At 43.9% G+C, this 12,177-nt stretch carries 10 protein-coding genes and 1 tRNA gene; 6 read left to right on the top strand and 5 right to left on the bottom strand.

What is annotated here, in order from left to right:
* Positions 1–54: 54 nt before the first annotated feature.
* A complete protein-coding gene (locus ACUM5Y_RS01535) occupies positions 55–354 on the top strand; it encodes a ComEA family DNA-binding protein (protein WP_445975086.1) in 300 nt (99 codons plus the stop codon).
* A gap of 48 nt (positions 355–402) precedes the next feature.
* On the opposite strand, the gene ACUM5Y_RS01530 is transcribed toward ACUM5Y_RS01535, so the two are convergent.
* Complete coding sequence (locus ACUM5Y_RS01530) at positions 403–2,118, bottom strand: SulP family inorganic anion transporter (protein WP_445975085.1); 1,716 nt, start codon at positions 2,116–2,118, stop codon at positions 403–405.
* A 3-nt stretch (positions 2,119–2,121) separates the two neighbouring features.
* On the bottom strand, positions 2,122–3,012 hold the full coding sequence (locus ACUM5Y_RS01525) for an MBL fold metallo-hydrolase (protein ID WP_445975084.1): 891 nt from the start codon (positions 3,010–3,012) through the stop codon (positions 2,122–2,124).
* Positions 3,013–3,198: 186 nt separating this feature from the next.
* Between ACUM5Y_RS01525 and uvrB the strand changes: the two genes are divergently transcribed.
* The 5 genes from uvrB (at position 3,199) to ACUM5Y_RS01500 (ending at position 8,301) form a co-directional block, all read left to right on the top strand.
* Positions 3,199–5,226, top strand: a complete 2,028-nt coding sequence (uvrB, locus tag ACUM5Y_RS01520) for an excinuclease ABC subunit UvrB (RefSeq protein ID WP_445975083.1) — start codon at positions 3,199–3,201, stop codon at positions 5,224–5,226.
* A gap of 21 nt (positions 5,227–5,247) precedes the next feature.
* On the top strand, positions 5,248–5,430 hold the full coding sequence (locus tag ACUM5Y_RS01515) for a hypothetical protein (protein WP_445975082.1): 183 nt from the start codon (positions 5,248–5,250) through the stop codon (positions 5,428–5,430).
* 86 nt (positions 5,431–5,516) lie between these two features.
* Positions 5,517–5,593 (top strand) — tRNA-Val (locus ACUM5Y_RS01510).
* Between the two features lie 291 nt (positions 5,594–5,884).
* A complete protein-coding gene (locus ACUM5Y_RS01505; protein ID WP_445975081.1) occupies positions 5,885–7,255 on the top strand; it encodes a DUF4856 domain-containing protein in 1,371 nt (456 codons plus the stop codon).
* A 17-nt stretch (positions 7,256–7,272) separates the two neighbouring features.
* Positions 7,273–8,301, top strand: a complete 1,029-nt coding sequence (locus tag ACUM5Y_RS01500; RefSeq protein WP_445975080.1) for a sterol desaturase family protein — start codon at positions 7,273–7,275, stop codon at positions 8,299–8,301.
* A 115-nt stretch (positions 8,302–8,416) separates the two neighbouring features.
* On the opposite strand, the gene pdxR is transcribed toward ACUM5Y_RS01500, so the two are convergent.
* The 3 genes from pdxR to ACUM5Y_RS01485 all read right to left on the bottom strand — a co-directional run bounded on the left by pdxR (position 8,417) and on the right by ACUM5Y_RS01485 (position 12,170).
* The gene (gene pdxR, locus ACUM5Y_RS01495) at positions 8,417–9,883 is read right to left on the bottom strand and encodes a MocR-like pyridoxine biosynthesis transcription factor PdxR (RefSeq protein ID WP_445975079.1); all 1,467 of its coding nucleotides are present in this window, start codon (positions 9,881–9,883) and stop codon (positions 8,417–8,419) included.
* A 129-nt stretch (positions 9,884–10,012) separates the two neighbouring features.
* Positions 10,013–11,041: a LacI family DNA-binding transcriptional regulator gene (locus tag ACUM5Y_RS01490; RefSeq protein WP_445975078.1), complete on the bottom strand. Its 1,029-nt coding sequence runs from the start codon at positions 11,039–11,041 to the stop codon at positions 10,013–10,015.
* A gap of 160 nt (positions 11,042–11,201) precedes the next feature.
* Complete coding sequence (locus ACUM5Y_RS01485; RefSeq protein ID WP_445975077.1) at positions 11,202–12,170, bottom strand: substrate-binding domain-containing protein; 969 nt, start codon at positions 12,168–12,170, stop codon at positions 11,202–11,204.
* Positions 12,171–12,177: the final 7 nt, after the last annotated feature.

The raw sequence follows: 12,177 nt of genomic DNA, 5'->3' as shown, positions 1-12,177 counted from the left end.
TTTTTTTATGGCTGGAAGCCTCTAATCAAATGCTTTAATAAGGAAGGATTCTTTATGAAACATTCTATCTATGTCATGCGATCTCTAATGAAGCGCGCTGTGTTTGTTATGAGTGTGCTTTTTATATCAACAAGTTTGTGGGCTGCCACGCCTTTAGACATTAATACTGCGAATGCCAAGGAATTGGCAGTAGTGATGAAGGGCGTTGGAGACAAAAAAGCGCAAGCGATTATCGAATACCGAGAACAGCATGGGCCCTTTAAATCCATTGAGGATCTGGTGAAAGTAAAGGGTATTGGCCAGGCCCTAGTGAGCCGTAACCAAACCTTGATTCGGGTACAAGAAGCCGAATAAATTAAGGGTGAAGGTGCTGAACTAGAAGGTGAATTTCCTTTAATCGGGTTATTTATCTTCTAGTTCCTTGATGGCTTCATGCTGGCTAATGAAAATTTTTCCACTAAGATGCTCGATTAAAGTAGAGTCTTTTAACCTATCCATAATAGGGCCTTTCACCTCAGACAAATGTAGTTTTACCCCTGAATCTTTTAGCCTATCGACTATTTTTTCCAGGCTTTGTAAGGCGCTAGCATCGATCATATTGATGGCGGTACACATGAGTACCAAATGTTTTATTTCTCTATTTTGGGAAACCAAGTACTGCAACCTTTCCTCGAATACACGCGCGTTGGCAAAAAATAGATTCTCATCGATACGTACCGTCAAAATAGTAGGGTGCGTTTCTACCGCAAAGCGCTGAACATTCCGATAATGCTCAGTTCCCGGTAAGCGGCCGACAATCGCAATATGGGGATGGCTGGTGTGCCATAGGAAAAACAAGATCGAAAGTACCACGCCAACAATCAGCCCTGTCTCCATGCCCTCTATCATGACCACAGTGAAAGTGATGATCAGCAAGCTGGCTTCTTTCTTAGAGAATCGCCATAAATCTTTGAGGTCGGCGACACTGACTAATTGCAGCATTGAAAGAGAGATAATGGCGGCGAGAATCGCTTTAGGCAGATAATAAAATAAGGGTGTTAAAAATAGCAGAGTGAGCAAAATAAAGAGTGCAGAAATGATGCCTGTCATTGGGCTAGTAGAGCCACAATCGGCGTTTAACACGGTACGCGAAAATCCACCCGTCACTGGAAATGCCCCGCAAGCCGCAGAGCCAATATTGGCAAGACCCAAGCCGACTAACTCTTGGTTTGGGTCTATGTCCTGGCGTCGTTTGGCGGCAAATGACTGAGCCACAGAGACCGAACCTATAAAACCAACAATGCTAATGAGCACAGCGTTAGGTAACAGCTCTTTCACCAGTTGCCAGCTAAGTTGTTGGAAGTTCAGACCTAAAGGCGTGCTAGGTACAGCGCCAATAATACTTACGCCCATTTCATCTAAGGATAACCAAGCAACCGTCACAGTCGTCAAAACCACCACCAATACTGGACCTGACTTGCCAAACAGCTGTACATATTGCTGGGAACAACCGCACTTTTCTAGAAAGCGGGCAAAGTAGCGGCGCATAATAAGTAAGGCGATGATGGCGACGGTACTTAGTGTTAGGGTAGGTAGGTTGACCTCTGATGCGTGGCCGTAGAGGCTACGAGCTAGGGGGAATAGCGTGCTCCCCGAAGATTCAATGCCTAACAAGTATTTTACTTGGCCGATAACTATGAGCAGAGCGGAAGCGCTAATAAAGCCAGAAACAACAGGGTGGCTCAGTAGATTAGTCAAAAAGCCCAATTTTAATAAGCTTAATACCATCAAAAACACCCCAGACATAAAAGCCAGCAAAATCGCAATGGTGGCGTAGTGCTCACTGCCAGTGGTGGCAAAAGGCAAAATGGCAGAGGCCGTCATGACCGAGGTGAGAGCGACTGGACCTACCGCTAATGAACGACTAGTTCCGAATAAAGAATACAGAATAGAGGGCAAAATACTGGCATATAAGCCTGTGATCGCAGGTAAGCCTGCCAGCATGGCGTAAGCCAAACTTTGCGGGATAACCATGATGGTAAAAATCAAACTGGCTACGGTATCGTTCTTAAACGATGTTTTATTGTAGGTTTTTAGCCATACGCTGGCGGGTAGGTATTTTGCAAGTTTAGAGGTCATAGATTAAGCCAAAGTGATGGGCGTTTTTAAATAGTGTTGGCCGTTGCTTTCTGCAGGGGGTAAATGTCCTGCTCGCATGTTGATTTGTACACTGGGCCAAATCAATTTAGGCATTTTCAACGTGGCGTCCTTTTGATTTCGCATGTGGCAAAAATCTTCTTGGTTAATGCCAGATCGAATATGCAGATTGTGTGCTTTTTGTTCTGCGACCGTGGTTTCCCAAGCGTAAAAATCACGGTTTGGGGCTTTGTAGTCGTGGCACATGAAAAGGCGAGTCTCGTCACCCAAAGCGAATATTTTTTGAATGGATTGGTAAAGTTGAGCCGCATTTCCACCGGGGAAATCACAACGTGCTGTACCGTAATCTGGCATGAATAGAGTGTCACCAACAAAGGCTGCTCCGCCAATTAAATAACATACACAGGCAGGGGTGTGACCCGGTGTGTGCAACACCTTAATGCTATGCTGGCCGAGTGGTAATTGGCTTGTCTCGTTAACCAATAAATCGAATACGTTTGCTTTGACCTGCTGCTTTTCATCTAAATTCAGTAGTTTCGAAAAGGTTTGTTGTACCGTATCAATATGTTCACCAATGACGATCTTACCCCCAAGTTGCTTTTGTATGTAAGGAGCCGCCGACAGGTGGTCAGCGTGTACATGGGTCTCTAATAGCCATTGCAGTGATAATTGTCGTTGTTGGATGAAGTGGATTATTTTGTCTGCAGACTCTGTATTGGTCTGACTCGCCCCATGGTCAAAATCAAGCACTGAATCAATAATGGCGCATTGGTGGCTGGCTTCATCTTCAAGAATATACGTTACCGTAAAGCTGGCTTGATCGAAAAAAGCGTGTGCCTGTAATGAGGAGGGAGAGAGTTGGCTCGATGTAAACATGATTCACCTAAACGTTATAAGCTTATTTCCTAATGTTATATTTATGACTGAGCTTAGTAAAGAAGATCTCTGTGCAGAAAAAGTGCAAATGCTCCGGTTTAACCCTCATGAAAACGAGGAAAAACCACACGTTAGTAACAAAATTTGTTAATCTGTGTCATTGATTGCACAGCCTAGGAAAGAGTCGTGTCGGAAGAATTTCAAGTCGTTTCATCTTATTCGCCAGCAGGTGATCAGCCTAAAGCCATTGAAAAACTTGTTAAGGGGGTTGAGTCGGGCTTGGCTCACCAAACTTTGTTGGGGGTGACGGGTTCTGGTAAAACTTATACGGTAGCCAATGTCATTTCCCAAGTGAAGCGACCCACCATTATCATGGCCCATAACAAAACCCTGGCGGCTCAATTGTATGGGGAGTTTAAAGAGTTTTTCCCCAACAATGCGGTGGAATACTTTGTTTCCTACTACGACTACTACCAACCTGAAGCCTATGTCGCAGCATCGGACACCTTTATAGAAAAAGATGCTTCGGTCAATGAGCACATTGAACAGATGCGTCTGTCAGCGACAAAAGCCTTATTAGAACGGCAAGATGTTATTATTGTTGCCACCGTATCTGCCATTTATGGCTTGGGCGACCCTCAGTCTTATTTAAAAATGATGTTGCACCTTGATCGAGGCGATCGTATTGATCAGCGTGCTGTATTGCGTCGCTTGGCGGAGTTGCAATATACCCGTAACGATTTGGTACTTGAACGCGGCAACTTCCGCGTGCGTGGTGATGTGATTGAAGTCTTCCCAGCGGATTCCGAAGACACAGCGATGCGTATCGAGTTGTTTGATGATGAAGTTGAACAGTTATCCCTGATCGATCCATTGACGAATAAAACATTGCGTAAAGTGCCTCGCATTACTATTTACCCGAAAACCCATTACGTCACACCAAAAGAGACCGTGCAAGCGGCGATAGAGCGCATCAAAGTAGAGTTGGACGAACGATTAGAGCAACTTAAATCACTCAATAAATTGGTAGAGATGCAGCGTTTAGAGCAACGCACTCGATATGATTTAGAAATGATGCAAGAGTTGGGGTATTGCTCTGGTATCGAAAACTACTCTCGTTATTTATCCGGTCGTGAAGAAGGGTCACCACCGCCGACTTTGTTTGATTACTTACCTGACAATGCGTTGTTGGTGATCGATGAATCGCACGTGACCGTGTCACAGATTGGCGCTATGTATAAAGGCGATCGTTCCCGCAAAGAAAATCTAGTGGAGTACGGTTTCCGTTTGCCTTCAGCCATGGACAATCGACCTATGCGTTTCGAAGAGTGGGAACAAATTAAACCTCAAACCATTTTTGTTTCTGCAACGCCTGGTAAATATGAAGAAGAACACCAAGACTGGGTGGTGGAGCAAATTGTCCGTCCAACTGGCTTGATCGACCCTGAGCTAGAAGTACGTCCTGTCGCTACCCAGGTGGACGATTTATTGTCCGAAATTAACCTGCGTTTGCCCTTAGGTGAGCGGGTGCTGGTGACCACTTTAACCAAACGAATGGCAGAAGATTTAACAGACTACCTCCATGAACATGGTATTCGTGTGCGCTATTTGCACTCAGATATTGATACTGTTGAGCGAGTGGAGATTATCCGCGATTTGCGTTTGGGCGAGTTCGACGTGCTAGTAGGGATTAACCTGCTACGAGAGGGCTTGGACATTCCTGAAGTCAGCTTAGTGGCCATACTTGATGCGGATAAAGAAGGTTTCTTACGATCTGAGAAGTCGTTAATTCAGACTATAGGTCGTGCCGCTCGTAACGTGAAAGGTAAAGCCATCTTATATGCAGACCGAATTACGGGCTCTATGGAGCGTGCCATAAGTGAAACAGAGCGTCGTCGTGAAAAACAACAGGCCCATAATGAAGCTCATGGCATTACCCCAATGGGCATTAGTAAGTCAGTAGAAGATATTATGGAAGGGGCTTACAACCCTGGTGCCGGTAAGCGTGGCAGCAAGGTTAAGAAGGTAGCGGAAACAGCTAAAGACTACCAAGTTGAAAGCATGGAAGATGTAGCTCAGGTTAGAAAAGCCATAGTACAGCTGCAAAAAGAAATGATTCTGGCTTCAGAAGAGTTGAAGTTTGAATTAGCGGCGGGCTATCGAGATCAAATTCGTCAGTTACAACGAAAGTTAAAAGATGTGGGTGAAGCCTAAAAGGCTTGGGTTGAAAAAAAGATGGCTATTACATTACGTAATTACAATATTATTCGGGTGATTGATAACGGTGTAATCGTCAATTGTACCGTGCTGGAAATGTGCTACGACTATGCCTTGGTTAAATTTAAAGGTAAAAATTACAAAGTGCCTTATCACCTTATTGACCAGGTGATCGGCCACGAATTATTGATTCCAACCTGATTAAATCTATCTTTGGATCTCGTTAAAAAATTGTGCCAAGAGGCTTGTCAAAAGCCCTTCGCTGGGTATAATAGCCCACACTTTTTAGGACTATAGCTCAGTTGGTTAGAGCGCATCCTTGACATGGATGAGGTCGGCAGTTCGAATCTGCCTAGCCCTACCAAATTATAAAGCCTCGACGGTTAGTGTTTATTCACAGCGTCGGGGCTTTTTTGTCTCTGCATTTCTTTCTAAAAGCCCTCTGTCAGTATTTTGTAAGTAATTTATCTAATCCCTGTAATTTGTAGGGATAATCACTGTATCTGCGCCAATATGATACTTTTTGTATAAAAAGGTAACGGGATCACAATTGATGTTGATACTTATTCTCACTACTGCTATTTTGTGTGCCAATTAACTACGCTTGCTTGCTAAGCGTTGCCAAGTTTTGTTCATTAAAATAGGAAAAATAACCATGAAAAAAACACTCTTAGGCCTATGTGTAGCATTTTCAGCGCACTCTATTGCAGCAGATCAATATGCTTTTGATATCACGCTACAAGGCTATAAAGGTGATGCAACGTCTTCTGTATCTTACGGTGGCCAAATTGCACGTCATGCCCTGCATAACTCTTTGAAAAAAGTGGTTAGCAAAGGTGATGAAGCAACAATGCTGCAATATCTTTCTAGCAAAGCAAGCGGATTAGAGATTCTAGACCCAGTTTCAAAAGACGGTTTCAAGGTTAAGCAAACTCAAATCGATGAATTGTCTAAAGGCAAAGACCTGCTATCAAGTGCCTACGATGGTGTGGTAACAGGCTGGCCGGGCAACCCAACGGGTCAAGAGTTGCTACAACAACTTGTGACGTTAGCGGGCAAAACGAAAAACGGTTATGACCCAGTTAACGGTTATGACTACACCCAGTTGGTGTCTAAATTCGCTATGGGTGCCGTGTTTTATAACAAAGCCGTTAACCATTATTTAGAAGAAAAGCTGGAAGCGGATCAGCATCCTAATGATCAAGCTTACAAAAAAGGCACAGCTTACACAGGTAAAGAGCACGTTTGGGATGAAGCTTTTGGTTACTTCGGTGCACCGGTAAATGGTATGTCATTAACGGCGAAAGAAGTGGTTCAAATTACTAAGCTTGACCCTGCTGTGTTCTCCAAAGCCGATGCAAACGGTGATGGTGTTGTCGATCTAAAATCTGAAATGGCTTATGCCCACGCTTACTATGCGGCAAGTGTTGATGCGAGCGCTGGTACCAATTACTTCCATACCATAATGCAAGCCTTTATCGATGGCCGTAAAGTTATCACTTCAGCAAAGGGTGAAGTATTAACCGATGCTCAGCGTAGTGCGATTAAAGAGCAGGCGAAAATTATTGCTACCGCTTGGCAACAAGTGATTGCGGAAGCGGCTTACAAATATGCTGGTAGTGTTTACTCAGACATTGAAAAAATTGCCATCATTGAAGAAGCTCACGGTGATGTGAAAAAAGCTTACCGTAACTATGTAAAACATTGGGGCGAGCTAAAAGGCTTTGCTTTAGCACTTGAAGGTGCAGGTCGTGATCTTGGTAATGCTCAAGCGGGCTTAGATCGCTTAATTGGCTTTAGCCCAATTTTGTTTGGTAACACGCAAGTGGTTGCGCAAGACGGCAAAGGTGGCTTTGTTCAAGCGAGCGCTGTGACCATGCAAGAATACAAGCTTAACATGATTAAAACTCAGAACTTGTTGGCTCAAGCATTCAATCTAAAAGCGAAGCTTAATGACCGTACTGCGGGCATGAGTGATGTACTGAAGCAAATTAATGCAGCAGGCAACAGCGCTGAAAACGATTAATTTGTTGTTAGTATTATATGTTTGAAGTCTATTTAGGCTGGTTGGAAGAGGAGTTGGCGAGAGCCTTCTCCTCTTTCTTTGATATGGGAAAAAGAGTTTCCTTTGTCTATTTGATCTCAGCGTTCCTGACCGCGGCAGCCATTTTTTATTGGCGCTATGGGAAGCAAGGCTTTGGGCGTATGTCAGCCTTATTATCATGGCGAGTTTGGTGGCATCCTTCTGCTCGGGCAGACTACCTCTTATGGATAGCCAATCGTTTATTGTTGGCGCTGATCCTTCCTAAAATGCTCAGCCAAGCGGTTTGGGTGAGCTGGTTATACTTTTTTTGGTTAGAGCAGGGTATTACTGCTTTTTCATTAGGTTGGCCAGACCTTTGGGTGATGGCACTGTTTACCCTGTGCTATTTTCTTGCGGACGACTTTTCGCGTTTCTTTATTCATTGGTGTCTGCATAAAAATGCCTATTTGTGGGCTTTTCATCAAGTTCATCATAGTGCCAAAGTATTAACTCCCTTTACTGTGTTTCGGACGCATCCAGTTGAAGGTTTGTTGTTTTTACTGCGCTCTTTGTCTGTGCAAAGTGTGTTGATCAGTGTGTTCCTCTTGCTGTTCCCTCAGCAGGTTGGTTTGTGGCAAATCTTCGGGGTGATCGTCAGCTCTTTTGTGTTCAATGTTCTCGGGGCGAATTTGCGCCACTCTGGTGTCGCCTTAAGTTATGGTGAAAAAATTGAAAGATGGCTTATTTCACCTGCACAGCATCAGCTTCATCATTCTTTAGCACGAGAACATTATGATAAAAACTTTGGTGTGATATTGGCCATTTGGGATCGGATGTTCGGTAGCTGGTATAAAGGGGATGATAACCAAGTTATTCAATATGGCACAGGGTTGTTGATTGATCAGCAAGGCTGGCTTGGCCAATGGTTGCTACCGATTAAGCAGGTGGTAGGGCTGTTAAAAAAGCATGTCCGACAAATCTGGCAGTCCTCACAACAAGTTTACGTTAAGCGTCCGTTGTTAAGTCTGCTGTGTTTTGTATTCGTTTAGGACTTGTCTTTTATAGATTAGCATGACCAGCCTTAGGTCGTTGCAAATATAGGCTTATGTGAGCAGCTAACCCTTTTGACTGGATAGGTATTCTAAGCAGGTTTATCACAGAGAATTAAAACTGCTCGAATACCTTTTTCAGTGCTAGGATACCAGGCTCGATTTTATGGGTTTCAATGGCAGAAAAACCTAAACGGAAAAAGTTTTGCGGGGCAATCTCGGAAGTGAAATGGACGGCCCCTGGCTCAATTAAAATACTGTTGCGGGCTGCCAGCCACGCCACTTCTTCAGTATTTACCTGTTCGTCAGCTGCCAACCAAAGTGAGGTGGCTCCTTGAATGATACTGTCGTAGGTTTTCATTTCTGGCAGGTGAATGTTCACCGCCTCTACCATTCGTTTTAGCTTTGAGGCGTTAATTACTCTCAGTTTCTTTAAATAGGTATCGTAATAGCCCAGAGATAAAAATAGGGCTAAGTGCCGCTGATTGTTCATTGGCGGATGGCGATACATTAGCCTACGCAAAGAGCGCATTTCAGCGATTAGCTCTTCATCTGCCACCATAAATCCCATGCGCAACCCAGGCGAAATGGACTTGGACATACTGGCAATATAGATAACCCGATTGTCTTTATCTTGCGCTTTCAAAGCGGGTTGAGGGTTTGCCTTCATGTTTATTTCAGCATCGTAGTCATCTTCAATAATGACAAAGTCTTTTTCCACCGCCATTTTTAGCAAATCACGACGCCTAGATGCGCTGAGCTCTGCACCGGTGGGCACCTGATTACTGGGGGTGATGTAGAGGTAATCACAATCGTGTAACCCTTCATCTAGCACGATGCCGTCTTCGTCTACGGGTTGATTGTGGATCTTGCTATCGAACAGAGAGAAGATATTAAGGGCTTCACGGAATCCTGGGTTTTCCATACCCATAGTAGTACTGGGATTACACAGTAAATTTGCCAATAAATACAATGAGTTCTGAGTACCAATGGTGATGAGAATTTCATTTGGCTCAACGTAAATGCCTCGACGAGGCAAGAGGCGTGTGCGAATTTGCTCAATTAGCAATGGGTCATCATGGTCCACCATATCGTCGACCCAATACTTATTCCACTTGCTGCTCATACTTTTGCGCACAGAGTCGCGCCATTGCTCTAGCGGGAAAAAATTGCGCTGGATTTGCCCATAGATAAAGGGGTACTCGAAATCTTGCCAGTCGTTGGGCTTAACGATGTTTTGTTCATCCCCAGGGTGCTTCTTAAAACGTGCGGACCAATCTGGCAGGGCGCTGCTTTCCTGATCTACTTGGGTATTTATCGTATCTGGCTGCTGGAAACCTTCAGTTATGAAAAAGCCTTTTCTCGCTCTCGATTCAATGTAACCACTGTCTACTAAGCTTTCATAAATCAGCACTATGGTATTGCGAGAGACACCTAGTGTTTGCGACATGCTGCGTGAAGAGGGTAGCGGGTGATCCACCGGCAGTCGCCCCGATAGAATCAGATTGACTAGGTGTTCACGGATTTGATCTTGCAGCGTTCTATCTGGATCAAGTTGTATATGAAAAAGTTGTTCGTGCAAAGCAAGCCTATTGCGTTAACCAGCAGGGAAAAGTCATAAGAATTTTATACCACGCATGATAAGGGTGTTGGAATAATTTAGCGATATTAATCTCTAAGTTAGTCTCAGGCCCTTATTTTTTTATGCTTGCTATAAGTCCGTTGGCAGACGCTGGTCCATAGATGGAGGGCAGGAGCTTTCCCGAACAATAAGTTGAGTAGGTAAGGTCATTTCTGGATTAGGCTTTTTCCCAGATAAGATGTCTAGAAGAAGCTTTATAGAGGTTTCACCGATAAGTTGCCGTGGCTGGTGGATGGTTGTTAATTCAGGGTAACAATATTCACTTAGGGCAAGATTATCAAAGCCTATGATGGATAGTTGCTGAGGAACATCCACCTCAAGGTCTCGTGCTGCTTTTAACGCCCCAATAGCGGCCTCATCGCTATGACAAACAATTGCAGAAGGTGCATTTTTTAACGTCAATAGTTGTTTGGCTGCATTATAGCCATCGATAAAAGCAAGCTCACTTTCTATTAGGTACTCTTCATTATTCGCTAATTTCCATTTCTTTAATGTTTCCACATGGCCCATTATGCGAGCTTTAAAAATAGGGCTTTGGCTTTTTCCTGAGATGCAGGCTATTTTGTGATGCCCCATCATTATGAGGTATTCCACACCTTTCTTGGCACTGTAGTGATTGTCGATATGCACCGTTGGGATAGGTAAATTAGAAAAGTACTCTGCCGCAATCACCATGGGTAATTTTACTTCACCTTTATGATTAATAATCATGGATTCGGGTATATCTGCTGTTAGGGATAATATGCCGTCAATTTGCTTGGTCTCATAAAGATCTAAATAGCTTTGTAAACGTGTGACATCATTCCCTATGTCACCAATGAGCAGTTTATAGTTATGTTTATGGGCAAGTGCCTCGATACCATGAACGACGTCTGAGAAGAAAGGGCTTTCAATATTGGGTAAGATAACAACAATGGTTCGCGACTCATTTTTACGCAGGTTTCTTGCGAGTATATTGGGAAAGTAATCCATTTCTTTTGCCGCTTTTTCAACTTTTAAGCGGGTTTCATCTGAAACAATTTCTGGATTAGCCAGAGCTCTTGATACTGTGGCGGTGGATACCCCAGCGAGCTTGGCGACGTCTTTCACTGTTGCCATAAATTTAATACCACTATCTAGGTGATGACAGTATCTGCTTTGTCTTCGTGCTATAAGGCTATTTTGATCTTTTACACTGTCGTTTTACTGCTCTGTTAGAGAAAAACGGCCATTAAGGTTGAAGCCCTAATGGCCTGGCGCTTCAATGTGTAACTCTTTATTAATAAGCTGCGTCTTTAAAATAATAATCCGCTGCGTTCTCTTCGGTCACCAGGTCTGCACCTAGAATTACTCGAGATGGTTCATGGTACAAGTAGCCTAATTTCTCGTTTTTAACACCATGTACAGCAAGAGCAATACCTGATGCGATCATAGAAGGGCTGTATGTTACGGTTGCGCGAACCATTTTGCTGCCAGCTTGGATCATTTCAATAATGTCTTTTGATCCTGCACCACCTAATACCGTTTTGATGTCTTTGCGGCCGGATTCTTCGATGGCTTTTAGAACACCTTTTAACATGTCGTCATCTTGGCACCAAACGGCATCAATTTTTGGGTGTTTTTGTAAGAAGTTTTCCATAACTGAAAGGGCTTTTTGAGTCGACCAATCACCCGGTTGCGAATCAAGAATGTTAATTTTTGGGTAATCCGCCATAACATCATTAAAAGCATCAACGCGTTGCTTATTGATCGGGATTTGTAAGCCTTCGATCACAACAACATTACCTTTGCCGTCCATTTCTTCCGCCAGCCATTGCGCACCAACGCGGCCTAAGCCGACATTATCACCAGCAATGAATACATTTTGAGCGGGAGTGGCGAGTTCACGGTCAACCACAACGGTATATATGCCTTCGCTGTAAGCTTCTTCGATGATTTTTTGCAGTGTCGCGGGGTTGTGAGGAAGGATAACCAAGGCGTCAATGCCTCGAATCATCAGGTCTTCAACATCACCTACTTGTTTGGAGCCAGAGCTTGCGGCAACCACGTAAAATTCTATGTCTTTTTCCTGTTCCTTTAGGTCCTTTACTGCTTTATTCGCCCACCATAACAGTCCTGCGGTCCAGCCGTGGTCAGCGGATGGCACACTAACACCTACTTTATATTTGGCAGCATAGCTGGCGCTGACAAAAGCAAATAGCATAGTAAAGACTGCAACGACTTTCATGATTTTATTCTTATATTTCATGGTCTAT

The sequence above is a fragment of the Marinomonas dokdonensis genome (assembly GCF_052747885.1).
Note: the sequence above shows the minus strand (reverse complement) of the source record. Positions and strands in the feature narration are given on the sequence as shown.